This is a genomic window from Klebsiella indica (assembly GCF_005860775.1).
Taxonomy (GTDB): Bacteria; Pseudomonadota; Gammaproteobacteria; order Enterobacterales; family Enterobacteriaceae; genus Klebsiella; species Klebsiella indica.
Window position 1 is genome coordinate 1 of record NZ_VCHQ01000025.1, and the last position, 25,228, is coordinate 25,228.

At 55.3% G+C, this 25,228-nt stretch carries 22 protein-coding genes; 17 read left to right on the forward strand and 5 right to left on the reverse strand.

The annotated features are described in order from the left end of the window. The coding region (locus FE839_RS17500; RefSeq protein WP_171034908.1) for a transposase at positions 1-314 on the forward strand (314 nt) is incomplete at its 5' end. A gap of 173 nt (positions 315-487) precedes the next feature. Continuing rightward, a complete protein-coding gene (gene rep, locus FE839_RS17505) occupies positions 488-2,506 on the forward strand; it encodes a DNA helicase Rep (RefSeq protein ID WP_138362063.1) in 2,019 nt (672 codons plus the stop codon). Positions 2,507-2,509: 3 nt separating this feature from the next. Here the strand turns inward: rep and FE839_RS17510 are convergent, their stop codons facing one another. Genes FE839_RS17510 through FE839_RS17520 form a run of 3 tightly spaced genes read right to left on the reverse strand, consistent with a single transcriptional unit; the run spans position 2,510 to position 5,900 of the window. Next, positions 2,510-3,472 (reverse strand): PfkB family carbohydrate kinase, encoded by a 963-nt coding sequence (locus FE839_RS17510; protein ID WP_138362064.1) that lies wholly within the window; start codon positions 3,470-3,472, stop codon positions 2,510-2,512. Beyond that, complete coding sequence (locus FE839_RS17515) at positions 3,456-4,865, reverse strand: purine-cytosine permease family protein (protein ID WP_138362065.1); 1,410 nt, start codon at positions 4,863-4,865, stop codon at positions 3,456-3,458. Before FE839_RS17515 ends, FE839_RS17510 begins: the two co-directional genes overlap by 17 nt. An 18-nt stretch (positions 4,866-4,883) precedes the next feature. Then, positions 4,884-5,900, reverse strand: a complete 1,017-nt coding sequence (locus tag FE839_RS17520; RefSeq protein ID WP_138362066.1) for an ADP-ribosylglycohydrolase family protein — start codon at positions 5,898-5,900, stop codon at positions 4,884-4,886. A 220-nt stretch (positions 5,901-6,120) separates the two neighbouring features. Here FE839_RS17520 and FE839_RS17525 point away from each other — a divergent pair, with 220 nt between their 5' ends. Continuing rightward, positions 6,121-6,861, forward strand: a complete 741-nt coding sequence (locus FE839_RS17525; RefSeq protein WP_138362128.1) for a GntR family transcriptional regulator — start codon at positions 6,121-6,123, stop codon at positions 6,859-6,861. A gap of 50 nt (positions 6,862-6,911) precedes the next feature. Here FE839_RS17525 and gppA read toward each other — a convergent pair whose 3' ends face one another. Both gppA and rhlB read right to left on the reverse strand, forming a co-directional pair. Then, positions 6,912-8,414: a guanosine-5'-triphosphate,3'-diphosphate diphosphatase gene (gene gppA / locus FE839_RS17530; RefSeq protein WP_171034909.1), complete on the reverse strand. Its 1,503-nt coding sequence runs from the start codon at positions 8,412-8,414 to the stop codon at positions 6,912-6,914. Positions 8,415-8,611: 197 nt separating this feature from the next. Next, on the reverse strand, positions 8,612-9,877 hold the full coding sequence (gene rhlB, locus FE839_RS17535; protein WP_138362068.1) for an ATP-dependent RNA helicase RhlB: 1,266 nt from the start codon (positions 9,875-9,877) through the stop codon (positions 8,612-8,614). A gap of 342 nt (positions 9,878-10,219) precedes the next feature. On the opposite strand from rhlB, the gene trxA reads away from it, so the two are divergent. From trxA to wecG, 14 genes are all read left to right on the forward strand, one after another. Then, positions 10,220-10,549, forward strand: coding sequence for a thioredoxin TrxA (gene trxA / locus FE839_RS17540; RefSeq protein ID WP_004097507.1), 330 nt, complete (start codon positions 10,220-10,222; stop codon positions 10,547-10,549). Positions 10,550-10,881: 332 nt separating this feature from the next. After that, positions 10,882-12,141: a transcription termination factor Rho gene (gene rho, locus FE839_RS17550; RefSeq protein ID WP_002883293.1), complete on the forward strand. Its 1,260-nt coding sequence runs from the start codon at positions 10,882-10,884 to the stop codon at positions 12,139-12,141. Positions 12,142-12,386: 245 nt separating this feature from the next. Beyond that, positions 12,387-13,490: a UDP-N-acetylglucosamine--undecaprenyl-phosphate N-acetylglucosaminephosphotransferase gene (gene wecA / locus FE839_RS17555; protein ID WP_138362070.1), complete on the forward strand. Its 1,104-nt coding sequence runs from the start codon at positions 12,387-12,389 to the stop codon at positions 13,488-13,490. A gap of 13 nt (positions 13,491-13,503) precedes the next feature. Beyond that, positions 13,504-14,550 (forward strand): ECA polysaccharide chain length modulation protein, encoded by a 1,047-nt coding sequence (wzzE, locus tag FE839_RS17560; RefSeq protein WP_138362071.1) that lies wholly within the window; start codon positions 13,504-13,506, stop codon positions 14,548-14,550. 112 nt (positions 14,551-14,662) lie between these two features. Beyond that, the gene (gene wecB, locus FE839_RS17565; RefSeq protein ID WP_138362072.1) at positions 14,663-15,793 is read left to right on the forward strand and encodes a non-hydrolyzing UDP-N-acetylglucosamine 2-epimerase; all 1,131 of its coding nucleotides are present in this window, start codon (positions 14,663-14,665) and stop codon (positions 15,791-15,793) included. Further along, entirely contained in the window at positions 15,790-17,052 is a 1,263-nt protein-coding gene (gene wecC, locus FE839_RS17570; RefSeq protein ID WP_138362073.1) for a UDP-N-acetyl-D-mannosamine dehydrogenase, read from the forward strand. Before wecB ends, wecC begins: the two co-directional genes overlap by 4 nt. Continuing rightward, positions 17,049-18,116: a dTDP-glucose 4,6-dehydratase gene (rffG, locus tag FE839_RS17575; protein ID WP_138362074.1), complete on the forward strand. Its 1,068-nt coding sequence runs from the start codon at positions 17,049-17,051 to the stop codon at positions 18,114-18,116. Before wecC ends, rffG begins: the two co-directional genes overlap by 4 nt. A 16-nt stretch (positions 18,117-18,132) precedes the next feature. Continuing rightward, entirely contained in the window at positions 18,133-19,014 is an 882-nt protein-coding gene (rfbA, locus tag FE839_RS17580) for a glucose-1-phosphate thymidylyltransferase RfbA (RefSeq protein WP_138362075.1), read from the forward strand. Further along, a complete protein-coding gene (rffC, locus tag FE839_RS17585) occupies positions 18,992-19,666 on the forward strand; it encodes a dTDP-4-amino-4,6-dideoxy-D-galactose acyltransferase (protein ID WP_138362076.1) in 675 nt (224 codons plus the stop codon). Before rfbA ends, rffC begins: the two co-directional genes overlap by 23 nt. A gap of 4 nt (positions 19,667-19,670) precedes the next feature. Beyond that, positions 19,671-20,801 carry a dTDP-4-amino-4,6-dideoxygalactose transaminase gene (gene rffA, locus FE839_RS17590; protein WP_138362129.1) on the forward strand — a complete coding sequence of 377 codons (1,131 nt, stop codon included), beginning with the start codon at positions 19,671-19,673 and terminating at the stop codon, positions 20,799-20,801. A gap of 1 nt (position 20,802) precedes the next feature. After that, the gene (wzxE, locus tag FE839_RS17595; RefSeq protein WP_138362077.1) at positions 20,803-22,053 is read left to right on the forward strand and encodes a lipid III flippase WzxE; all 1,251 of its coding nucleotides are present in this window, start codon (positions 20,803-20,805) and stop codon (positions 22,051-22,053) included. Continuing rightward, positions 22,050-23,129 (forward strand): TDP-N-acetylfucosamine:lipid II N-acetylfucosaminyltransferase, encoded by a 1,080-nt coding sequence (locus tag FE839_RS17600; RefSeq protein WP_138362078.1) that lies wholly within the window; start codon positions 22,050-22,052, stop codon positions 23,127-23,129. Before wzxE ends, FE839_RS17600 begins: the two co-directional genes overlap by 4 nt. Next, positions 23,126-24,472 carry an ECA oligosaccharide polymerase gene (gene wzyE / locus FE839_RS17605; RefSeq protein ID WP_138362079.1) on the forward strand — a complete coding sequence of 449 codons (1,347 nt, stop codon included), beginning with the start codon at positions 23,126-23,128 and terminating at the stop codon, positions 24,470-24,472. The genes FE839_RS17600 and wzyE overlap by 4 nt, the downstream gene beginning before the upstream one ends. A 12-nt stretch (positions 24,473-24,484) precedes the next feature. Next, positions 24,485-25,225, forward strand: a complete 741-nt coding sequence (gene wecG, locus FE839_RS17610; RefSeq protein WP_138362080.1) for a lipopolysaccharide N-acetylmannosaminouronosyltransferase — start codon at positions 24,485-24,487, stop codon at positions 25,223-25,225. Positions 25,226-25,228 lie beyond the last annotated feature (3 nt).

Below are 25,228 nucleotides of genomic sequence, written 5' to 3' on the forward strand. Positions count from 1 at the left end.
CGCGGCACGTGTGGGAAGAGGCGAAAGAGAAAGCGAACGCGCTGCGGCTGACGAAATGGGGTAAAAAAGTGTACGCGAGGCGCAAGGAAACGGTGGAGAGAAGCTTCGCGGACGCGAAACAGCATCACGGTCACCGGTATGCACGGTTCCGTGGCCTGATGAAAGTGCAGATGCAGTGTCTGCTGGCGGCGACAGCGCAGAATATGAAGAAGTTGGCGCTTCTGGCGCTTTTTTACTGGCTGTTAATGGTGCAGAAAGGGCAGTCAGGAAGACCCGTAACGTCATCAGGATGGCAAAACGCCATGATGGGGTGATAAGCGAAAAAAATCGCGATCGCGACCTGTGGTCGCTACAAAAGAAGAACCCCATGCAAAAATATGGGGTTCGTCAGCAATCTGTGGCTGCCTGAAAGGGCAGCCTGTTGCTCCTTCGTCCCCGCTTTCTGCTACAATCTCCACCCCGTTCGAAGATTGAGCAAAATACTCCCATGCGTTTAAACCCTGGCCAACAACAAGCCGTCGAATTCGTTACCGGACCGTGCCTGGTGCTGGCGGGCGCCGGTTCTGGCAAGACCCGCGTTATTACCAACAAAATCGCCCATCTGATCCGCGGCTGCGGCTATCAGGCGCGTCATATCGCGGCAGTGACCTTTACCAATAAAGCGGCGCGTGAAATGAAAGAGCGCGTCGGGCAAACGCTGGGGCGCAAAGAGGCGCGCGGTTTGATGATCTCCACTTTCCACACGCTGGGGCTGGATATTATCAAACGCGAGTATGCCGCATTGGGGATGAAATCGAACTTCTCGCTGTTCGACGATACCGATCAGGTGGCGTTGCTGAAAGAGCTCACCGAAGGGTTGATTGAAGATGATAAGGTGCTGCTCCAGCAGCTGATCTCCACGATCTCCAACTGGAAAAACGATCTGAAGACCCCTTCGCAGGCTGCGGCGGGAGCAAAAGGGGAACGGGAGCGGATTTTTGCGCATTGTTACGGGCTGTACGATGCGCATATGAAAGCCTGCAACGTACTCGACTTCGACGATCTGATCCTGCTGCCGACGCTGCTGTTGCAGCGCAACGAAGAGGTACGGGAACGCTGGCAGAACAGAATTCGTTATCTGCTGGTGGATGAATATCAGGATACCAATACCAGCCAGTATGAACTGGTGAAATTGCTGGTGGGGCAGCGGGCGCGCTTTACGGTGGTAGGCGACGACGATCAGTCAATCTACTCCTGGCGCGGCGCGCGTCCGCAGAACCTGGTGCTGTTAAGCCAGGATTTCCCGGCGCTGCAGGTGATAAAGCTGGAGCAGAACTACCGCTCTTCCGGGCGTATTCTGAAGGCGGCCAATATCCTGATTGCCAATAACCCGCACGTTTTTGAGAAGCGTCTGTTTTCCGAACTGGGTTACGGCGCGGAGCTGAAGGTGCTCTCCGCGAATAATGAAGACCATGAAGCGGAACGCGTAACCGGCGAGCTGATCGCCCATCACTTTATTAATAAAACCGAATATAAGGATTATGCGATCCTTTATCGCGGCAACCACCAGTCGCGGGTTTTTGAAAAGATGCTGATGCAGAACCGCATCCCGTACAAAATTTCCGGCGGCACCTCGTTCTTTTCTCGCCCGGAAATTAAAGACCTGCTGGCCTATCTGCGGGTGTTGACCAACCCTGATGATGACAGCGCCTTCCTGCGTATCGTCAATACGCCGAAGCGTGAAATCGGTCCGGCGACGTTGCAAAAGCTGGGCGAGTGGGCGATGGGGCGTAACAAAAGTCTGTTTACCGCCAGCTTTGATATGGGGCTGACCCAGACGTTAAGCGGGCGCGGCTATGACGCGTTAACCCGCTTCACCCACTGGTTAAGGGAAATTCAGCAGCTTTCAGAGCGTGAGCCGATCGCCGCCGTCCGTGACCTGATCCGCGGGGTGGATTATGAATCCTGGCTATATGAAACGTCGCCCAGCCCGAAAGCCGCCGAAATGCGGATGAAAAACGTCAATACGCTCTTCTCGTGGATGACTGAAATGCTGGAAGGCAGCGACATCGATGAACCGATGACGCTCACTCAGGTTGTTACCCGCTTCACGCTGCGCGATATGATGGAGCGCGGCGAGTCGGATGAGGAGATGGATCAGGTGCAACTGATGACGCTTCATGCTTCAAAAGGGCTGGAGTTTCCGTACGTCTATCTGGTTGGCATGGAGGAGGGGCTGTTGCCGCACCAGAGCAGTATTGATGAAGACAATGTCGATGAAGAACGCCGTCTTGCCTACGTTGGTATTACCCGCGCGCAGAAAGAGCTGACTTTTACCTTATGCAAAGAGCGTCGCCAGTACGGCGAACTGGTGCGGCCTGAGCCGAGCCGTTTCCTGCTGGAATTGCCGCAGGATGACCTGATCTGGGAGCAGGAGCGCAAAGTTATTTCGGCGGAAGAGCGCATGCATAAAGGTCAGGCGAACGTCGCCAACATCCGGGCGATGCTGGCGAAAGCGCGTAAATAGCGGTTAACGGCTCTCTTCCTGTCGCAGCTGGAACCGGCGTAGCTGCTGGCGAGTGGGCGCGCCGTCTGAACCGGGTTTACTGACGACGATCGCCGCCACCTGGTTGCCCAGCAGCGCGGCCTGACGCAAATTCATCCCGCAGGCCAGCCCGGCGATCGTGCCCGCGCAGTGGCTGTCTCCTGCGGCAATGGTGTCGTGGACTTTCACTCGGCAAGCCGGGACATGCCGTGGCTTCACATCGGGTTCTACCACCCATGCGCCCTCTCTATCAAACCGACAAATCGCCCGCAACAGCCAGTCTCTGGCGAGCCGTGAGGCGGCGTCAGGCGTGGCGCCATCCAGGTCATACAAACGTGCGCATAGCGTTCTGAGTTCATCGCGGTTCAGGGTGAGAACGGGACGTTTTCGCAGTAACGCCTGAATAAAGTGAATATCCAGATCGTCCAGGCGGGGGCCAAAATCAACGAATAGCGTCTTATCCTCCGTAAGCGCGAGGATCCACTGGCGCAGCTCTGCGCTGGCCAGTTCGTAACCTGAAACATAAATGATAGCGCCCTTCGGCTGCGGGATTTGCGCCAGCAGACCGGCGTTCCAGTGCTGCTCGCAACCCTCAATGGTGATAAACGTCCGCTCTTTGTTTGCCTCAACGAGAGCCAGACACCAGCCGTTATCGTGGTCAGGGTGACGTAAGAGTACGGGTAAATTTTCCTGCGCCATTTTTTGCGCCACGGCTTGCCCCCACTCGCCGTTGCCTACCGGTATGGCGTTAACAGGGGCCAGTTCAAGGCGCGCGAGCGCGCGGGCGACATTAAACGCGCAGCCGCCAATCTGCCGTCCACCGTCGCAAGCGGAGATATCGCCACCGCTTTGCGGCAGCGTATCGAGATGGAGAATCATGTCGACAAAAGCGGCGCCGATAACCACGATCGGCCGCTGCGGCGATAGCCGATCAGCCGTTATTATCATGATAAGCCCCCTTTTTGGCTCCGAACATGAGATACAGCATCAGGCTCAGAATAAAAGAGATGAACAGTCCGAGGCTGGAATCCGCGAAAATCCCGACAGCAAAGGGCCCGTCGATAAAGCCGGTTTTCGATACCATCAATCCAGCCAGCGCGCCGACAATCCAGCAGGCGAGCGCGATTCGGTTTGCGCCGCTTTCGCGGAATAAGTCCGCTTCGGCATATCCGCCATGGCGGCGCAGCCGGTAAAAATCGACGATAAAAATGGCGGCCCAGGCGGCCAGAAAGACGCCGCAGAAAATCAGGAATGCGATGAACGGCCCGAGAAAATCTTTCGAGACGAACAGCACGTAGAGGGCGATCCCCAGCACCAGCACGGCGTCCAGGGCGACGGCGGAACGTTGCTGTAGCTTGATCCCCATGCTTAACAGGTTAAGACTGGCGGAATAGAGGCTCAGGACGGCGATCGTCACAACCCCGGCGGTCGCGGCGGCCAGATAGGGGATTGCCATCCAGGAAGGCAGCAGTTTGCCGATCGCGGAAATCGGGTTCTCGCTGGACGCCAGATCGGGGATCTGGGCGGTAAGCAGTATGCCGGTGAGCATCAGCAGCAACAGGGGAACGGCGGCGCCGCTGACGACGGCGAGAAAAATGCGCTTTTCACCGGAACCAGGATGCTGATCCCGGCTATAGTCGGCGCCGGCGATAGCCCAGCTGATACCGGTGCCTGCGGCAATAATAGAGACTGCCGGGAGAAAACCGGTCATCCAGTTGCCCGGAGGCAGCGCGAGGATGGCCTGCCAGTCTGCGGTAAACAGTAAATAAATCACCACCAGCAGCGTCATGGCGCCAAAGATACGGGTGATCCATTTTTGCATCATCAATACGGTATTCTGGCCGAGCACGCTGACCAGCACGGTCAATCCGCCAAACAGAAAAAGTGATAACGCGGTGGTGGTCAGACTCTCTGCAAACCCCATGGCGGCAAACATCGCGACGAGCGTGAGCGTGCCGGTAATCATATTCACCGATTCCCAACCCATCAGGTTGATCCAACAAAAGCTGGTGGGCGCGATATTACCGCGTTTGCCAAATATGATGCGGGAGAGCGTCAGCGTCGTGGTGCGCCCAATTTTTCCGGCGATACTGGTTACCCCAACCAGCGCAAAGGAGGCGACTCCCGCCACGGCGGCAAGTATCGACTGCCAGAATGAGAGCCCGAACGACACAATGACCGCGCCGTAAACGACCCCGAGAATGCCGATATTCGCCGCGCACCAGACGAAAAATAGCTGGATCGGTTTTTGGGTCTGGTGGACGGGAGGTACCAGACCGATTCCCAGCTCCGCCATGCCGGGGGTCTGGATGGTGCCATCGTATGAAGCTTTGCTGTCCATATAGATACCCTCTATGAATTATGCGAAGCGATAACCTGCAAGTTGCTGTGCGTAAGGCGTGAAATCTATATTGTTGGCCTGATTAATCTGGTGTATTGCGTCTTCAGGGAAGGCGTCGATTCCATGAAGCGCGCCGCAGATAGCGGTTGCCATCGCGCCAATGGTGTCAGTGTCGCCGCCCAAATTTGCCGCCAGCATGGCGCATTTCATTGGCTGCGTTCCGGATAGATCGACCAGCGCAATTGCTGCGGGGACGGATTCGATGACATCCATACCAGCACCGATATCCGTATAAATACGATCAATGCCTTTCAGGTGATCTGTTTCCCCCGACATCTTTTCCAGCGCCAGCTGGATGCGATTACCGAGAAGTGGACTAAAAGTGGACTCATAATGGCGCTGAGTTTCGTTCGCCAGCGATACCAGCTCCGTTTTGATTAATGACCAGTCGGCACTTTCAATGGCGCGACTGATGGCCCAGGCAATTACCACCGCACCGGCAATGGCGATATCTGATTTGTGTGTAGGCAGGCAGGACAGCCGTACTTGCTCAATGAAAAAGGCTTTGTCCCGGGTTGGCAGCAGGCAACCCATCGGCGCCACGCGCATTGCCGCGCCGTTGGTCACGCCGTTGGCGGCGATGTCATCCAGCAACTGCCCCTGCTCAAGTGCAATCAGGGACGCTTTCGAGGTCGGGCCGAGGATATTTTTTTCAAATGCCTGACAGCCTCTGGCCCACAGCAGAATATGTCTGGCGATAAGCAGTGGATTGGTGACACCGTTGTTTTCATTCAGCGCATCCATCAGTGCGATACACTGATGGGTATCATCGGTGAATTCAGCGGCGTTAAATTCGCAGGCGGCGATATTTTCTTTCGGACCGGGAAGAAAGCGTTCTATCCAGCCAAAATAGTTAATGATTCGACGCTTAGCCCATAATTCAGAAGGCATTCCCATTGCATCGCCAGTGGCTTGCCCGTAAAGGCAGCCAAGAATGCGGCGTTCCGCGGTAGACGCAGGGCGAATATCAGACATCAATGACTCCCGGCAAGAAGTGAACAAAAGTTATACTGAAAATAGATCCAGATTAAGTCCAGTTAAAGTCCTTTATCATCACACTGTGATCGACGGGACATTTTGATGATAAGAAGGGAGGCGGGAGCGTGCCGGGAGACGCGATGATGGCGCTACAGATTCCAGTATGGATCCACTATGATAAATCCACAGCCACATAATTCTGGAAGGCCACGAAATGATGCCGCAACCGCTGCTTGAGTACATAAAAGCTCGCCTGAATGCAGAGGCGCCCGCGCCGCTTTATATGCAACTAAAACAAGCTATTGAAGCAGCGATGGCGGATCGGTTACTGACTCATGGCAGTATTTTGCCCTCTGAACGTAAAATGTCTCAGGCGCTTGAATTATCACGGGTGACGGTGGTGAAAGCGCTGGAGGCTTTGCAGGAAGGCGGGCGGGTTATCAAGCGGCACGGGAAAGGGACGGAAGTGAATCAGCCGGTAAGTTATAACCTTGCCAGCGGCGGATTTTCTGCCCAGCTACAACATGCCGGGACGCTGTCCGACCGCTGGCTGGTGAGGGAAAAACTGGCGGCGGATGACGTTCTGGCACGTGAACTGGAGATCGCTGTCGGGGATCGCGTGGCGAAAATAAAACGCGTACGCCTGGTAGATTCCCTGCCGGTTTCTATCGAGACCATGTTTATCCCGGCGCGTTTCTTGCCACGCCCGGATTTATTCGAAGGTTCACTGTATGCTCACTGGGCTGAAAACGGAATTTTTCCCGATCTTCAGGATTACTCCCTGACGGTACATGTCCCTTCGGCAGAAGAACTGAGTTTACTGGATTTACCGCATGGGGTCCCATTAATGAAAATTACGCTGAAAAGCCGTAACGCTCAGGGAGACGTGTTGGAATACGGAACCGCGTTTTGCCTGAGCAATTACTTCAATTTTGATTTCAGGGTGAAGCTACAATAACGGGGCGTCGCACCAACGCACCCGCAACCTGAAATATGACGGATATCAACTCAGGATGGCTGTTCTTTGATCAACAGCGGCCAGTGAACGTAACTTTGCCACTGGCACTCCTGTTCTACCATTTCCTGGCCCAGCGGATGATTTTCCAGCCAGCCGTGCGGCAGCGTCAGCGTCAAACTTTCATCTTCGGCGGCCAGCGTAATCATCGGCAGCAAATCGTCGCGTCGGCGACTGGCGAACAGAATAGCCAGTCTCAGCAGGCGGCACATATGCTCCGCGACCTTCGGCGGAACCGCGTTTTGTTGATGAATTGAAGAGAGGTCGACAGCATTGGTCTGGTTTAACAGCAGCGTGGCCAGCAGCTTCTTTTGCGCAGGTGTAAAGCCGGGCAGGTCGAGATTGCGTACCAGCCAGGCGGAATGCAGCGGTGCTTGTTTGTATTCCACGCTCAGGCCGATTTCATGCAGCTGACAGGCACTTTGCAGCAGATCAAAGCACAATGGCTCAATTTCCCAGCGCTTTTCCACCTGATGAACGAAATGGTCGGCCAGGCGGGCAACGCGTTGTGCCTGAGCGGTATCCACCAGAAACCGGCGCTGAATATTACGTAGCGTGCGGCTACGAATATCCTGATCGACCGACAAATGCAGCATACCGTAAACGAGGCCTTCGCGTAGTGCACCGCCCGCCAGGGTCATGCTCTGTATGTTTAGCTCGCTGAAGATAGCCATCAGAATGGCCAGGCCGCTGGGGAAAACGAGCGCGCGTTCGAGCGTCAGGCCTTCAATTTCCAGCTCTTCCAGACGGCCACACTGAATCGCGCGCTGTTTAAGCTGCCGGAGCTTATCCAGAGTGATGCGTTCATCCATCCCCTGGGCCATCATGATTTCCTGTAATGCCTGAACGGTGCCGGACGCGCCGACGCACACTTTCCAGCCGTGATAGCGCAGAACATCGGCGACGGGGCGTAATACCTCACGTGCGGCGGTTTCCGCAAGATCGAAATTTTCTTTGGTGAGACTACGATCGGCGAAGTAGCGCTCCAGCCAGGTGACGCAGCCCATCGACAGGCTGAAAAGCGAGGTGGTTTGTGCTCCGGTACCGGTAACCAGTTCGGTACTGGCGCCGCCGATATCCACGACCAGGCGCTGATCCGCGCCGCCGGTGGTATGCGCCACGCCCTGATAGATCAGGCGAGCTTCTTCTTCTCCGCTGATGACCTGCACCGGGCAGCCGAGGATCTCCTGCGCTTTCTCCAGGAACTCTCCGGCGTTAACTGCCAGACGTAATGTTGCGGTAGCAACCACGCGGATTTGCGCCGTAGGGATATCCTGCAAACGCTCGGCAAACAGGCGTAAACATTGCCAGCCGCGCTCCATGGCTTCCGCTGAGAGGGTGTTGTCATTACTCAATCCAGCAGCCAGACGGACTTTACGTTTGATACGATTGAGGGTCTGGATGCTCCCGGCCACCTCGCGTACAACCAGCATATGAAAGCTATTGGAACCAAGATCGATAGCCGCATAGAGCGAGGGGGAACTCATACATTTCATCCTTCAGGCTGCCTCAGTGTTGGCTGCGTTGATTATTCGGCCCGCTCCTGGGACCCAACCCGACGGGGCGTTGTAAGCGGCGTGCAAATCTGTTGCTGACAAATTTATCACCCGAATCACTTACCCGAAAAAGCCCGTCGGGATTCGCTTCTTTGCTGCCCTGATGCAACCTGAATGACGTTGTGTATGGCATATCGTTAACCTGAACGACGACGATTACGGGGCGGACCGTTACGACGCGGGCCGTTGCCAGGGCGCGTACGCGTGAGACGTAGCGGTTTAGGCAGTCCGGTCATCAGCGCATCTGAATTGTATTTGCTTACCGGAATCGAGTGGCCGATATAGGTTTCGATAGCCGGGAGGTTCAGCGCGTACTCTTCACAGGCCAGGCTGATGGAGTGACCACTGGCGCCAGCGCGACCGGTACGACCAATGCGGTGAACGTAATCTTCGCAATCGTCCGGCAGGTCGTAATTGAAGACATGGGTAACGGCCGGGATGTGCAGGCCGCGGGCGGCGACATCGGTTGCGACCAGAATATCAATATCGCCGCGGGTGAATTCATCGAGAATACGCAGGCGTTTTTTCTGCGCCACGTCGCCGGTCAACAGACCAACGCGATGGCCGTCCGCCGCCAGATGACCCCAGATATCTTCACAACGGTGTTTGGTGTTGGCAAAAATAATGGTGCGATCCGGCCACTCTTCTTCCAGCAGCGTCTGCAGCAGACGCATTTTTTCTTCGTTGGAAGGATAGAACAGTTCTTCCTTGATGCGGTGGCCTGTTTTCTGCTCTGGTTCAACTTCGACATATTCGGCGTTGTTCATTTGTTCGAACGCCAGTTCACGTACGCGATATGAAAGGGTGGCGGAGAACAACATGTTCAGGCGCTGATTTGCGGGCGGCATCCGACGGAACAGCCAACGGATATCTTTAATAAAGCCGAGATCGTACATGCGATCGGCTTCGTCAAGGACGACAACCTGAATGGCGCTGAGGTTGATATGGTTTTGTTTGGCATAGTCGATAAGACGACCGGTTGTGCCGATCAGAATATCCACGCCGCTTTCCAGCACTTTCAGCTGTTTGTCATAGCCATCACCGCCGTAGGCCAGACCAAGCTTCAGGCCGGTTGCCCGCGCCAGCGGTTCTGCATCGGCATGAATTTGCACCGCCAGTTCACGCGTTGGCGCCATGATTAGCGCGCGCGGCTGGTTGACCTGGCGGTCAGCGATAGCCGGGTGTGTGAGAAGATAATGAAACGTTGACGTCAGGAACGCCATCGTTTTACCGGTACCGGTTTGCGCCTGCCCGGCGACATCACGACCTTCCAGCGTTAGCGGGAGGGCGAGTGCCTGAATGGGTGTGCAATTATGAAACCCTTTTTTTTCAAGGGCCTCGACGACTGCAGGGTGCAGGGCGAAGTCGGAAAACTTCTGTTCTGTTAAATGTGTTTTGCTCATAGTGTGGTAGAATATCAGCTTACTATTGCATTAAGAAAGCGTATCCGGTGAAATAACGTCAACCTTTCGTTGGCTATGCATGAAATTATTCAAGGTACGTCTGCGGCAACAGAACGCATCCTCGAAAGCTTAGACGACTAAGCGAGCCGAGGGTGGCAAATCTGCGATAAGCCAGTTTGAGCGCAGGTTGCTTTAACGTCTGCCGGTGGGAAGCCTATGATGGGGCTTATCTCGCAGGCAGTGAAAAGATGCACCCTGAAGAACAGCGTGCGTAACGTAGCATTGACACGTCGTTGATGGCTGCGACACCAACACACCAGGCTTATTCCTGTGGAGTTAAATATGAGCGATAAAATTATTCACCTGACTGACGACAGTTTTGACACGGACGTACTCAAGGCTGACGGGCTAACCCTCGTCGATTTCTGGGCAGAGTGGTGCGGTCCGTGCAAAATGATCGCCCCGATTCTGGATGAGATCGCTGAAGAGTATCAGGGCAAACTGACCATTGCGAAACTGAACATCGATCAGAACCCGGGTACGGCGCCGAAATACGGCATTCGCGGCATCCCGACTCTGCTGCTGTTCAAAAATGGCGAAGTTGCGGCGACCAAAGTTGGCGCGCTGTCTAAAGGCCAGTTGAAAGAGTTCCTCGACGCCAACCTGGCGTAAGCGGTTTGTTATTCCGGCGTCCGGGCTCCTATTTTTTGTGGATCTCTGGACGCCCGGCCAGAGTCGTGCTAAGTTAATCCCAGACTTCGTTTTAAACATACCTTTTGTTTGAATCTTGTTTTACCCAAAGCGTCCCGCAGAAAATGCGCGTGAAGCTAATAATTCCTGGCTTATCACTCATTCCGTCTAGTCGTTTCAGTTCTGTGTTTTTTCCTGTGACCAGGCAACGTACAGACACGAGATGAAGGCCGTTAACAGGCATGGATGTTCCTGCCATACCATTCACAACATTAAGTTCGAGAATTACCCCGAGTTTAAGAACCCACATCATTATGAATCTTACCGAATTAAAGAATACGCCGGTTTCTGAGCTGATTACTCTCGGCGAAAATATGGGGCTGGAAAACCTGGCCCGTATGCGTAAGCAGGATATTATTTTTGCCATCCTCAAGCAGCATTCGAAGAGTGGTGAAGATATCTTTGGCGATGGCGTACTGGAGATACTGCAGGATGGATTTGGTTTCCTCCGCTCTGCAGACAGCTCCTACCTCGCCGGTCCTGATGACATCTACGTTTCTCCCAGCCAAATCCGCCGTTTCAACCTCCGCACTGGTGATACCATTTCTGGTAAGATTCGCCCGCCGAAAGAAGGCGAACGCTACTTTGCGTTGTTGAAAGTTAATGAAGTTAACTATGACAAACCGGAAAACGCGCGTAACAAGATCCTCTTTGAAAACCTGACGCCACTGCACGCAAATTCACGTTTGCGTATGGAGCGTGGTAACGGCTCAACGGAAGACTTAACCGCGCGTGTTCTCGATCTGGCATCGCCGATCGGTCGCGGCCAGCGTGGTTTGATTGTGGCGCCGCCGAAAGCCGGTAAAACCATGCTGCTGCAGAATATCGCGCAGAGCATTGCCTACAACCATCCTGATTGTGTGCTGATGGTCCTGCTGATTGACGAGCGTCCGGAAGAAGTGACTGAGATGCAGCGTCTGGTTAAAGGTGAAGTGGTTGCTTCAACCTTTGACGAACCTGCCTCCCGTCACGTTCAGGTTGCGGAAATGGTGATCGAGAAAGCGAAGCGTCTGGTTGAACATAAAAAAGACGTTATCATCCTGCTCGACTCGATTACTCGTCTGGCGCGCGCTTACAACACCGTAGTGCCGGCTTCCGGTAAAGTCCTGACCGGTGGTGTGGACGCCAACGCCCTGCACCGTCCGAAGCGTTTCTTTGGCGCCGCGCGTAACGTCGAAGAGGGCGGTAGCCTGACCATCATCGCGACCGCGCTGATCGATACCGGTTCTAAAATGGACGAAGTTATCTACGAAGAGTTTAAAGGCACCGGTAATATGGAGCTGCACCTCTCGCGTAAGATTGCCGAAAAACGCGTCTTCCCGGCTATCGACTACAACCGTTCCGGTACCCGTAAAGAAGAGCTGCTCACCACGCAGGAAGAGCTGCAAAAAATGTGGATTCTGCGTAAAATCATCCATCCGATGGGTGAAATCGACGCGATGGAATTCCTCATCAATAAACTGGCGATGACCAAAACCAACGATGACTTTTTCGATATGATGAAGCGCTCGTAATTTAAAAAAAGCCAGAGAACGCCACGCTATTGCGTGGCGTTTTGTTTTCCGGGTTTGTATGATCCATGCAGGGAAGAAAAGCGGGTGTAAACGAATGATGTATTCAGCACGATGGCAAAGAGAGTGCGGTGCTTTAACAGCCTAAAATTTCTACAATAAATTTGTAATGTTCTGCCTTTACCCCTTCTGGAGCTGAGATATCGTCGTTATACTTCCCGCATTAACTATGCTGAGAGCACTGCATTGTGAATTTACTCACTGCTATTACTGAATTAATCAGTATTTTCTTATTTACTACCCTGTTTATATTTGTTGCTCGTAAGGCGGCGGAAAAAATTGGGCTAGTGGATAAACCAAACTATCGCAAACGGCATCAGGGATTGATTCCGTTAGTCGGTGGTATCTCAGTATATGCAGGTATATGTTTTACATTTGCCATTGCCGATTATTATATTCCCCATGCCCGGCTATATCTTGCGTGTGCCGGGGTACTGGTGCTGGTCGGCGCGCTGGACGACCGTTTCGATATCAGTGTCAAAATTCGCGCGGTTATTCAGGCCGCGATTGCCATCATTATGATGACGGTTGGCCATCTTCATCTGAGTAGCCTCGGGTTTATTTTTGGCGCGTGGGAGCTGGTTCTCGGCCCCTTTGGCTTTTTCCTTACCCTTTTTGCCGTTTGGGCCGCGATCAATGCCTTCAATATGGTGGATGGTATTGATGGCCTGCTTGGCGGCCTCTCCTCTGTCTCATTCGCGGCAATGGGAATCATCCTGTTGTTTGATGGTCAATATAGCCTGGCGATGTGGTGTTTTGCGATGATTGCCGCCATTTTACCCTATATTTTACTTAACCTCGGCGTGCTTGGCCGTCGCTATAAGGTCTTTATGGGGGACGCTGGCAGTACCATGATTGGTTTCACTATCATCTGGCTGCTGCTGGAGACCACGCAGGGAAAAACGCATCCTATTAGCCCGGTAACCGCATTGTGGATTATTGCTATCCCGCTGATGGATATGGTGGCGATTATGTATCGTCGTCTGCGTAAAGGGATGAGCCCGTTTTCTCCGGACCGGCAGCATATTCATCACTTGATTATGCGTGCCGGGTTTACTTCCCGCCAGGCGTTCGTTCTGATTACCCTGGCGGCAGCGCTACTGGCGCTGGTTGGCGTGGTGGCGGAATATACCCGCTTTGTTCCTGAATGGGTGATGTTAATACTCTTTTTATTAGCCTTCTTTCTTTATGGCTACTGTATTAAACGCGCGTGGAAAGTGGCGCGCCTGGTTAAGCGCATTAGACGCAGAATACGGCGACACAGCGGCAATAATCCAAAATTAACCAAGTAAATCTGGGGACCTGATGAGTCAACCATTACCGGGAGTTCGTGCAGTGAATGTTGAGAATGAACTGGATATTCGCGGGTTGTTTCGCGCCTTATGGTCAGGGAAAAGCTGGATAGCCGGTATCGCGGTGCTTTTTGCACTGATTGTTCTGGTTTATACCTTTTTTGCTCGCCAGGAGTGGAGCGCGACGGCGATTACCGATAGGCCAACGGTGAATATGCTGGGAGGGTACTATTCGCAACAGCAGTTCTTACGTAATCTTGATATCAAGGCCAATCTTGCTTCGGTCGATCAACCTTCGGTAATGGACGAAGCCTATAAAGAGTTCATTATGCAGCAGGCGTCATGGGATACTCGTCGTGACTTCTGGCTGCAGACTGACTACTACAAACAGCGCCAGTCGGGTAATGCTCGCGCCGACGCCGCACTGCTGGATGACCTGATTAACGATATTCAGTTTATACCGGGCGATGCGCAAAAAAACGTCAACGATAGCGTGAAGCTGACAGCCGAAACGGCACCGGATGCCAATAATCTGCTGCGACAGTATGTCGCTTTTGCCAGCCAGCGCGCGGCGGGGCATCTCAATGACGAGCTTAAAGGCGCCTGGGCTGCCCGCACCATACAGATGAAAGCGCAGGTGAAACGTCAGGAAGAGGTGGCGCGCGCGATTTTCAATCGCCGCATGCATAGCGTGGAACAGGCGCTGAAAGTTGCGCAGCAGCATAACATCTCCCGCAGTGAAACCGACGTTCCGCCAGACCAGTTGCCGGATTCTGAACTGTTTTTGCTGGGAAGGCCGATGCTGCAGGCGCGGCTGGAAAATCTACAGGCGGTGGGGCCGGAATACAGTCTGGATTATGATCAGAGCCGCGCCATGCTAACGACCTTAAACGTCGGGCCGACCCTGGACCCGCGTTTCCAGACTTACAGGTATCTGCGCACGCCTGAAGAGCCGGTAAAACGCGACAGCCCGCGTCGCGTGTTTCTGATGGTGATGTGGGGGATTGTGGGCGCGCTCATTGGCGCAGGCGTTGCGTTATCGCGTCGCCGTGTCCAGTGAATGCAGCCCGCAGTGAGACCTTGTTGATGTCGAGTTATCCCTCGTCGGCGATGCAGATGCTGCTTGAAAGACGACGAGTATCGCCTTTATCGCCTAATCGAAGAGAGTTGATGTGAAAGTACTAACGGTGTTTGGCACGAGACCAGAAGCCATAAAGATGGCGCCTCTGGTTCATGCGCTGGCAAAAGACCCTCATTTTGAGGCGAAAGTTTGCGTGACCGCGCAGCACAGGGAGATGCTCGATCAGGTATTAAAACTTTTTTCTATTGTTCCGGACTATGATCTGAACATTATGCAGCCAGGTCAGGGGCTGACGGAGATTACCTGTCGTATTCTTGAAGGCATGAAACCGGTACTGGAATCGTTCCGGCCAGATGTGGTGCTGGTGCATGGCGACACGACCACCACGATGGCGGCGAGCCTGGCTGCGTTCTATCAGCGAATTCCGGTGGGCCATGTGGAAGCCGGGCTGCGCACGGGCGATTTGAGCTCGCCGTGGCCGGAAGAGGGCAACCGGATGTTAACCGGGCGTCTGGCAACGTACCATTTTGCGCCGACGGAAACGTCACGACAGAATCTGCTGCAGGAGAATATCGCTGACAGCCGGATTACGGTCACCGGTAACACGGTTATTGACGCACTATTCTGGGTGCGTGACCAGGCATTGCGTGATGAAGCTTTGCGCAATGAGCTCGCCCAGCGTTACTCCTTCCTCTCTGATGGCAGGAAAATGATTCTGGTTACCGGGCATCGTCGGGAAAGTTTTGGCCGCGGCTTTGAGCAGATATGCCATGCGCTGGCGGAGATCGCCGCCAACAATCCGCATGTACAGATTGTCTATCCGGTGCATCTGAACCCGAACGTTAGCGAGCCGGTTAATCGTATTCTTGGCCACGTTGATAACGTCATGCTTATTGAACCGCAGGATTACCTGCCGTTCGTCTGGTTGATGAATCACGCATGGTTGATCCTGACCGACTCCGGCGGCATCCAGGAAGAGGCGCCATCGCTCGGGAAGCCGGTTCTGGTGATGCGTGACATGACCGAGCGCCCGGAAGCGGTCAGCGCCGGTACCGTGTACCTGGTGGGCACCGATAGCCAGCGCATCGTTAATGAAGTCACGCGCTTACTGCAAGATGAGTCTGCGTATCAGGCCATGAGTCGGGCGCATAACCCGTACGGCGATGGACAGGCGTGTCATCGTATTTTGTCCGCACTAAAAAATAATCAGGTAACGTTATGAGTTTTTCTACCATTTCAGTGATTGGCCTTGGATATATTGGCCTGCCAACCGCTGCCGCGTTCGCCTCCCGGCAGAAGCGGGTGGTCGGCGTTGATATCAATCAACATGCCGTGGAGACCATTAATCGTGGTGAAATTCATATCGTGGAGCCGGATCTGGCGAGCGTTGTCAAAGAGGCGGTCGAGCAGGGTTATCTGAGCGCCACCACCGCGCCGGTGGAGGCTGACGCGTACCTTATTGCGGTACCGACGCCGTTTAAAGATCTGCATGAGCCGGATATGGTTTTCGTCGAATCGGCGGCGAAGTCTATCGCCCCGACGCTAAAGAAAGGTTCGCTGGTTATCCTCGAGTCCACGTCGCCGGTCGGCGCAACCGAGCAGATGGCGACCTGGCTGGCGGAGATGCGCCCTGATCTGAGCTTTCCGCAACAGGTTGGCGAAGCGGCTGATGTGAATATCGCCTACTGCCCGGAACGCGTTTTGCCGGGGCAGGTCATGGTTGAACTGATAAAAAATGACCGCGTGATCGGCGGGATGTCTCCCGTATGCTCGGTCCGCGCCAGCGAGCTGTATAAAATTTTCCTCGAAGGCGAATGCGTGGTGACTAACTCGCGCACCGCTGAGATGTGCAAGCTAACCGAAAACAGCTTCCGCGACGTCAATATCGCTTTCGCCAATGAACTTTCGTTGATTTGCGCCGATCAGGCGATTAACGTCTGGGAGCTGATTCGCCTGGCGAATCGTCACCCGCGCGTTAATATCCTGCAACCTGGTCCGGGCGTCGGCGGCCACTGCATTGCGGTCGATCCGTGGTTTATCGTAGCGCAAAATCCGCAGCAGGCGCGGCTGATCCGCACCGCGCGCGAGGTAAACGACCATAAACCGGAATGGGTTATCGATCAGGTTAAAACGCGGGTCGCCGACTGCCTCGCCGCCAGCAACAAACGCGCCAGCGAGCTGAAAATCGCCTGCTTTGGCCTTGCGTTTAAGCCCAATATTGATGATCTGCGCGAAAGCCCGGCAATGGCGATTGCCCGGCAAATCGCCCTTTGGCATGGCGGCGAAACCCTGGTTGTTGAGCCGAATATTCAGCAACTGCCGAACAAACTTGACGGCCTGTGCGCTCTGACGCCGCTGGACGAGGCGCTGGCGAGCGCCGATGTGCTGGTGATGCTGGTCGATCATAAAGAATTTAAAGCGATAAGCGGCGACAGCGTGAGTCAGCCGTTTATCGTCGACACCAAAGGGGTCTGGCGGTGAGAACGATTCTGGTCACCGGCGGAGCCGGGTTTATCGGTTCGGCGTTGGTGCGTGAAATCATCACGGAAACTGCCGATAAGGTCGTGGTGGTGGATAAGCTGACCTATGCCGGAAATCTGATGTCGCTGGCCCCTGTTGCTCAGGACCCGCGCTTTGCCTTTGAGCGGGTAGATATCTGCGATCGGCCAGCGCTGGATCGCGTATTTGGCCACTACCAGCCCGATATCGTGATGCACCTGGCGGCGGAAAGCCACGTCGATCGCTCTATTGATGGTCCGGCGGCATTTATTGAAACCAATATTGTCGGTACCTGGATGTTGCTGGAAGCCGCACGGGCGTACTGGAATGCGCAGGCGCCCGAAAAAAAAGCGGCTTTTCGCTTTCATCATATCTCGACGGATGAGGTCTACGGCGATCTGCACGATAGCGGCGGCTTATTTACCGAAAACACCCCCTATGCCCCCAGCAGTCCCTATTCCGCCTCAAAGGCCAGCAGCGATCATCTGGTTCGCGCCTGGAAGCGAACCTATGGCCTGCCGACGCTGGTGACTAACTGCTCGAATAACTACGGGCCGTATCATTTCCCGGAAAAGCTGATCCCGCTGACCATCCTCAACGCGCTGGCGGGCAAACCGCTGCCGGTTTATGGCAATGGCCAGCAAATTCGTGACTGGCTATACGTTGAAGATCACGCCAGGGCGCTTTATCGGGTGGCAACCTGCGGCGAGCCGGGCGAGACTTACAATATCGGCGGCCATAACGAGCGTAAGAATATCGAGGTGGTAGAAACCATTTGCGAGCTGTTGGAAACCCTGGCGCCGCACAAACCTGATGGTCTGGCGCACTATCGCGATCTCATCACCTTCGTTGCCGACCGTCCCGGGCATGACCTGCGTTACGCCATTGATGCGACGAAAATTGAACGCGAGCTGGGCTGGAGGCCGGACGAAACCTTTACCAGCGGTATGCGCAAAACCGTTCAGTGGTACCTGGAGAATAGAGCCTGGTGGCAGCAGGTTCTGGACGGTAGCTATCAAGGAGAACGCCTGGGCCTGCAAGCCTGAGCGTCTGAGGGGGAAGATGAAAGGTATTATTCTGGCTGGCGGCTCGGGTACTCGCCTGCATCCGATCACACGCGGCGTTTCGAAACAGCTGCTACCCATCTACGATAAGCCGATGATCTATTATCCGCTATCGGTACTGATGCTGGCCGGTATCCGCGAGGTGTTGATTATTACTACTCCGGATGACCAGCGTGATTTTCAGCGTCTGCTTGGCGATGGTTCGGAATTCGGCGTGCAGCTAAGCTACGCCGTCCAGCCGAGCCCGGATGGACTGGCGCAGGCCTTTATCATCGGCGAGGCGTTCCTTAACGGCGAGCCTTCGTGCCTGGTGCTGGGCGATAATATCTTTTTCGGCCAGGGCTTCAGTCCGAAACTGCGTAGCGTGGCGGCCCGGACTTCCGGGGCGACGGTATTTGGTTATCAGGTGATGGATCCTGAACGCTTTGGCGTGGTGGCGTTTGATGATGCGTTCCGTGCGATTTCGCTGGAAGAGAAGCCAAAAAAACCTGAATCCAACTGGGCGGTCACCGGCCTCTATTTTTACGACGGTAAAGTGGCGGAATACGCCAAACGGGTCAGACCCTCGGCGCGCGGCGAACTGGAGATCACCTCTATCAATCAAATGTATCTCGACGATGGCGCATTGACGGTTGAGCTGCTGGGCCGCGGTTTTGCCTGGCTGGATACCGGCACTCACGATAGCCTGATTGAGGCCAGCATGTTTGTGCAGACGGTTGAAAAGCGTCAGGGCTTCAAAATTGCCTGCCTGGAGGAGATCGCCTGGCGCAACGGCTGGCTGGATGACGACGGCGTGAAGCGCGCGGCGAAACGGCTGGAAAAAACCGGCTACGGCCAATACTTACTGGATCTTCTCCGTGCCCGTCCGCGCCAGTATTGAGCCCCTGGAGTGGGAAAACCGCTTCTTCGGCGTTAACAGCGCTATCCTGCGCTTTGCCGATGACGCGCCGCTGCTGACGACGGAAGCGCTGGCTGGCTGGTCGCGAGTGCAGGCCAAAGTCGCGGCGGATGATGTCGCACGGCTGGATGCGCTACAGGCGTCAGGCTTCCGGCTGGTAGAGGGCGAAGTTGATCTCGCGCTTACGCTTACGGCTTATGATGACGTTGGCGCTGAGAGGGCGACAGAAGCGGATATTCCCCGACTGCGCGAGCTGGCAGCTCAGGCTTTTGCTCAGAGTCGTTTTCGTGCGCCCTGGTACGCCCCTGACGCCAGCGAACGTTTCTATGCCCAGTGGATTGAAAACGCGGTACTGGGGATTTTCGATCACCAGTGCCTGATTTGTCGCGCACCTGATGGTGATATCCGCGGGTTTGTCTCTCTGCGCCAGCTCAATGAGCAAGAGGCAAGAATAGGTCTGCTGGCCGGGCGCGGACAGGGCGCAACATTAATGCAGGCGGCGCAACGCTGGGCCGCGCTGCGCGGGCTGACGACGCTGCGGGTGGCGACCCAGATGGGCAACGTTGCCGCGCTTAAACGTTACATTCTCAGCGGTGCCAGTGTGGAAAGCACCGCGTACTGGTTATACAGGTGACATGATGATTCCATTTAACGCGCCGCCGGTGGTGGGAACCGAGCTTGATTATATGCAGTCCGCGATGGGAAGCGGCAAGCTATGCGGCGATGGCGGTTTTACCCGCCGCTGCCAGCAGTGGATGGAGCAGCGTTTTGCAACGGCAAAAGCGCTGCTGACGCCGTCCTGTACCGCGTCGCTGGAAATGGCGGCGCTGCTGCTGGATATCCAGCCGGGCGACGAAGTGATTATGCCGAGCTACACCTTTGTCTCCACCGCCAACGCCTTTGTACTGCGCGGGGCGAAGATCGTCTTTGTTGATATTCGTCGCGATACCATGAATATCGATGAAACGCTGATTGAGGCGGCAATCAGCGAAAAAACCCGCGCGATTGTGCCGGTCCACTATGCGGGCGTGGCCTGCGAGATGGACACCATCATGGCTATCGCCAGCAAACATAATCTGTTGGTGGTGGAGGATGCCGCTCAGGGGGTGATGTCCACTTATAAAGGCCGCGCGCTCGGCACCATCGGCCATATTGGCTGTTTCAGCTTCCATGAAACCAAAAACTACACCGCCGGCGGCGAAGGCGGGGCAACGCTGATTAACGATCGCAAGCTGGTGGAACGCGCGGAGATCATTCGCGAAAAAGGCACCAACCGTAGCCAGTTTTTTCGCGGTCTGGTGGATAAATACACCTGGCGCGATATTGGTTCCAGCTATCTGATGTCCGATTTACAGGCGGCCTATCTGTGGGCGCAGATGGAAGCGGCGGAGCGGATTAACCAGCAGCGCCTGGCGCTGTGGCAGAACTATTATGATGCCCTGTTGCCGCTTGCGCGCGCCGGGCGGATCGATCTGCCGGTCATTCCCGCCGATTGCGGACACAACGCGCATATGTTCTATATCAAACTGCGCGATATTGACGATCGCAGCAAGCTGATTGCCTGGCTGAAAGAGGCGGAGATTCTGGCGGTGTTCCACTATATCCCGCTGCATAGCTGCCCGGCAGGGGAGAACTTTGGCCGATTCCACGGTGAGGATCGCTACACCACCCGGGAGAGCGAACGCCTGTTGCGCCTGCCGTTATTCTATAATCTGTCGGGCGTAAACCAGCGCACGGTGATTAACTCGTTGCTGAGCTATTTCTCCTGATATGTCGCTGGCTAAAGCGTCTCTGTGGACCGCCGCGTCCACGATGGTCAAAATCGGCGCGGGTCTGCTGGTGGTTAAACTGCTGGCGGTCTCTTTCGGTCCGGCCGGAGTAGGTCAGGCGGGTAACTTCCGCCAGCTGGTGACCGTGCTTGGCGTGCTGGCGGGAGCCGGGATTTTTAACGGCGTGACTAAGCTGGTCGCCCAGCATCATGACGATCGCCAGCAGTTGAATCGCGTCGTCGGTACTTCATCAACGATGGTGCTGGGGTTCTCCACTCTGCTGGCGCTGATATTCCTGCTGGCGGCGGCGCCGATAAGTCAGGGGTTGTTCGGTCATCAGCATTATCAGAATCTGGTACGGCTGGTGGCGCTGGTGCAGATAGGCATTGCCTGGGCGAACTTCCTGCTGGCGTTGATGAAAGGGTTTCGTGATGCGGCGGCAAATGCGCTGTCGCTTATTGCCGGCAGCCTGATTGGCGTCGTGGCCTACTATATCTGCTACCGTTTCGGCGGCTATCAGGGGGCGCTGCTCGGCCTGGCGCTGGTGCCCGCGCTGGTGGTGGTTCCGGCGGCCATTGTGCTATGGCGGCGCGGCAATATTCCGCTGCGCGCGCTGCGCCCGCGTTGGGATAACGGCCTGGCGGGGCAACTGTCGAAATTTACCCTGATGGCGCTGATGACTTCGGTGACGTTGCCTGTCGCCTATGTGATGATGCGTAATCTGCTGGCGGCTCATTATGGCTGGGACGCGGTGGGGATCTGGCAGGGCGTGAGCAGCATCTCCGACGCCTGGTTGCAGTTTATTACCGCTTCGTTTAGCGTGTACCTGCTGCCGACGCTCTCTCGTCTGAACGCGAAAGCGGATATCACTCGCGAGATTGGCAAATCGTTAAAATTTGTCCTTCCGGCGGTGGCGGCAGGCGGCTTAACCGTGTGGCTGCTGCGCGACTTCGCCATCTGGCTACTTTTTTCCGACCGTTTTACGGCGATGCGCGATCTGTTTGCCTGGCAACTGGTGGGCGATGTGCTGAAAGTCGGGGCCTATGTTTATGGTTATCTGGTGATCGCCAAAGCCTCGCTGCGTTTTTATATTCTGACGGAAATCAGCCAGTTCACGCTGTTGACCGCATTTTCGCACTGGCTTATCCCGGCGCACGGTGCCATCGGCGCGGCGCAGGCGTATATGGCCACTTATGTTGTTTATTTCGCCCTCTGTAGCGGCGTGTTTTTACTTTGGCGTAGACGGGCATGACTGCACTGATACATGTACTGGGATCGGATATTCCGCACCACAACCAGACCGTTCTGCGGTTTTTTAATGATGAACTGGCGGTCAACGACCAGCAGGCGCGCCTGTTTATGATCGTTGGTGATGGGAAAGCGGTTCGCGAAGCGTATCCCGCACTATCCATTACTGGTTATCCGGGGAAAAAATCGCTGGCGCAGGCGGTTATCGCTCTGGCGAAGGCGAACCGGCAGCAGCGCTTTTTCTTTCATGGCCAGTTCAATACTGGTCTGTGGCTGGCGCTGCTAAGCGGCGGGATCCGTCCGGCGCAGTTTAACTGGCATATCTGGGGCGCGGACCTGTATGAGAACGCTGCCAGCCTGAAATTCCGCCTGTTCTATCCGCTGCGGCGTATGGCGCAAAGGCGAGTCGGCCGCGTATTTGCGACTCGCGGCGATCTGAGCTGGTTCACCGCCAGACATCCGGGCGTGCCCGGCGAGTTGCTCTACTTCCCGACCCGTATGGATCCGACGCTTAATGCGCTCGCCGATAGTTCCCCGCGCGGCGATACGTTGACTATTCTGGTGGGCAATTCCGGCGATCGCAGCAACGAGCATATCGCCGCGCTGCGCGCGATCCACCAGCAGTTTGGCGATACGGTGAACGTGGTTGTGCCAATGGGATATCCGGCCAATAATCGTGACTACATCAACGAAGTTCGCGAGGCCGGAGCGGCGCTGTTTAGCCCGCAGCATCTCCAGGTGCTGAGCGATAAGCTGGGGTTCGATGATTACCTCGCCCTGCTGCGTCGTTGCGATCTTGGCTACTTTCTGTTTGCCCGCCAGCAGGGTATCGGTACGCTGTGCCTGCTGATTCAGGCCGGGATCCCCTGCGTTCTCAACCGGGAGAATCCCTTCTGGCAGGATATGTCGGAACAGCATATTCCGGTACTCTTTACCGGCGACCCGCTGGATACGGCTGTCGTGCGCGAAGCGCAGCGCCAGTTAGCCGCTGTGGATAAAAATCAGATCGCCTTCTTCCGTCCGAATTATCTGGCGGGATGGCGACGGGCATTGCGGATTGCCGCGGGGGTGGGCGAATGACATTAATGCAATTTTGCGGGCTGTTGGTGGTCTGGCTGCTCTCGACGCTGTTTATCGCCACCATTACTTACTTTGAATTCCGCCGCGTGCGCTTTAACTTTAACGTCTTTTTTTCGTTGCTGTTCCTGCTGACCTTCTTCTTCGGCTTCCCGCTGACCAGCATTCTGGTGTTCCGCTTCGGGGTGGCGGTGGCTCCGCCGGAAATTCTGCTGCAGACCCTGCTGGTCTCGGTCTGCTTTTACGCGGTGTACTACGTCACCTATAAAACGCGCCTGCGCCCGGCGGCCAGGGAACGTCAGCATCGCCCGCTGTACACCATGAACCGCGTGGAGACGCACCTGACCTGGGGCATTTTACTGGGGATTGCGTTGCTCTGCCTGGGGATTTTCTTTGCGCACAACGGTTTCCTGCTATTCAGACTCAACGCCTATAGCCAGATCTTCTCCAGCGAAGTCTCCGGGGTGGCGCTAAAGCGCTTTTTCTACTTTTTCATCCCGGCGATGCTGGTGGTTTATTTTCTGCGTCAGAGTTATAAGGCGTGGCTATTCTTTCTCATCAGCACCGTCGCGTTTGGCCTGCTGACCTACGTTATCGTCGGCGGCACCCGGGCGAACATTATCATCGCCTTCGCCATTTTTCTGTTTATCGGCATTATTCGCGGCTGGATCAGCCTGTGGATGCTGGCGGTGGCGGGCGTGCTGGGCATTGTCGGTATGTTCTGGCTGGCGCTTAAGCGTTATGGCATGAACGTCAGCGGCGATGAGGCGTTTTATACGTTCCTCTATCTGACCCGCGATACCTTCTCGCCGTGGGAAAACCTGGCTTTATTGCTGCAAAACTACGACAAGATTGCGTTCCAGGGGCTGGCGCCAATGGTGCGGGATTTTTACGTTTTTATCCCCAGCTGGCTATGGCACGGTCGTCCGGGCATGGTGCTCAATACTGCCAACTATTTCACCTGGGAAGTGCTGAATAACCATTCCGGTCTGGCGATTTCGCCGACCCTGATTGGGTCGCTGGTGGTGATGGGCGGCATCTGGTTTGTGCCGTTGGGGGCGGTGGTGGTCGGGCTGATCATTAAATGGTTTGACTGGCTGTATGAGCTTGGCAACCGGGAGAGTAACCGTTATAAAGCGGCGATACTGCACAGTTTCTGTTTTGGCGCGATCTTCAACATGATCGTGCTGGCGCGCGAAGGGCTGGATGCGTTCGGTTCCCGCGTGGTTTTTTTCCTCGTTATCTTTGGCATCTGCTTACTGGCGGCAAAACTGCTGTACTGGTTCCTGGATAGCGTAGGGCTGATTCATAAGCGGATTAAGCCGCTGACGCAACCTCAAGTCTGATAAAGGGTGTACATGACTGAGACGACATCCGCGCCGTTGTACCTGCTGAGAGGGTTGCAACTCATTGGTTGGCGCGATATGCAACACGCTCTGGATTATCTGTACGCTGACGGCGAGATCCGCAAAGGTACGCTGGTGGCGATTAATGCAGAGAAGATGCTGGCGGTAGAAGACAACCCCGACGTTCGGGCGCTCATTGCAGATGCGGAGTTTAAATACGCGGATGGCATCAGCGTGGTGCGTTCAATACGCAAAAAATATCCTCAGGCGCGGGTATCGCGCGTCGCCGGGGCCGATTTATGGGAAGCGCTGATGGCGCGCGCGGGCGCGCAGGGTACGCCAGTGTTTCTGATTGGCGGCAAGTCAGAGGTGCTGGCGCAGACTGAGCAACAGCTTCGCCAGCGCTGGAAGGTAAATATTGTCGGTAGTCAGGATGGTTATTTCCCCGCCGATCAGCGTCAGGCGCTGTTTGAGCGCATTCGCGAGAGCGGGGCAAAAATCGTCACCGTGGCGATGGGCTCGCCGCGTCAGGAGATCCTGATGCGCGATTGCCGGAACGTTTATCCGCAGGCGCTGTATATGGGTGTCGGTGGGACCTACGATGTCTTTACCGGCCATGTTCAGCGGGCGCCTAAATTCTGGCAGGACCTGGGGCTGGAGTGGTTTTACCGCCTGATTTCGCAGCCGAGCCGGATAAAAAGGCAGGCTCGCCTTCTGCGCTATTTATGCTGGTATTATACCAATAAGTTTTGATAT

Excerpts from the sequence above, each read along its gene's own strand:
- FE839_RS17520 (WP_138362066.1), bottom strand. The coding sequence starts at position 5,900 with ATGTCTGATATTCGCCCTGCGTCTACCGCGGAACGCCGCATTCTTGGC.
- gppA (WP_171034909.1), bottom strand. The coding sequence starts at position 8,414 with ATGAAATGTATGAGTTCCCCCTCGCTCTATGCGGCTATCGATCTTGGT.
- wzzE (WP_138362071.1), top strand. The coding sequence starts at position 13,504 with ATGAGTCAACCATTACCGGGAGTTCGTGCAGTGAATGTTGAGAATGAA.
- wzyE (WP_138362079.1), top strand. The coding sequence starts at position 23,126 with ATGACATTAATGCAATTTTGCGGGCTGTTGGTGGTCTGGCTGCTCTCG.
- wecC (WP_138362073.1), top strand. The coding sequence starts at position 15,790 with ATGAGTTTTTCTACCATTTCAGTGATTGGCCTTGGATATATTGGCCTG.
- trxA (WP_004097507.1), top strand. The coding sequence starts at position 10,220 with ATGAGCGATAAAATTATTCACCTGACTGACGACAGTTTTGACACGGAC.
- wzxE (WP_138362077.1), top strand. The coding sequence starts at position 20,803 with ATGTCGCTGGCTAAAGCGTCTCTGTGGACCGCCGCGTCCACGATGGTC.
- FE839_RS17515 (WP_138362065.1), bottom strand. The coding sequence starts at position 4,865 with ATGGACAGCAAAGCTTCATACGATGGCACCATCCAGACCCCCGGCATG.
- FE839_RS17600 (WP_138362078.1), top strand. The coding sequence starts at position 22,050 with ATGACTGCACTGATACATGTACTGGGATCGGATATTCCGCACCACAAC.
- rhlB (WP_138362068.1), bottom strand. The coding sequence starts at position 9,877 with ATGAGCAAAACACATTTAACAGAACAGAAGTTTTCCGACTTCGCCCTG.
- FE839_RS17525 (WP_138362128.1), top strand. The coding sequence starts at position 6,121 with ATGCCGCAACCGCTGCTTGAGTACATAAAAGCTCGCCTGAATGCAGAG.
- rho (WP_002883293.1), top strand. The coding sequence starts at position 10,882 with ATGAATCTTACCGAATTAAAGAATACGCCGGTTTCTGAGCTGATTACT.
- FE839_RS17510 (WP_138362064.1), bottom strand. The coding sequence starts at position 3,472 with ATGATAATAACGGCTGATCGGCTATCGCCGCAGCGGCCGATCGTGGTT.
- rep (WP_138362063.1), top strand. The coding sequence starts at position 488 with ATGCGTTTAAACCCTGGCCAACAACAAGCCGTCGAATTCGTTACCGGA.
- wecG (WP_138362080.1), top strand. The coding sequence starts at position 24,485 with ATGACTGAGACGACATCCGCGCCGTTGTACCTGCTGAGAGGGTTGCAA.
- rffA (WP_138362129.1), top strand. The coding sequence starts at position 19,671 with ATGATTCCATTTAACGCGCCGCCGGTGGTGGGAACCGAGCTTGATTAT.
- rfbA (WP_138362075.1), top strand. The coding sequence starts at position 18,133 with ATGAAAGGTATTATTCTGGCTGGCGGCTCGGGTACTCGCCTGCATCCG.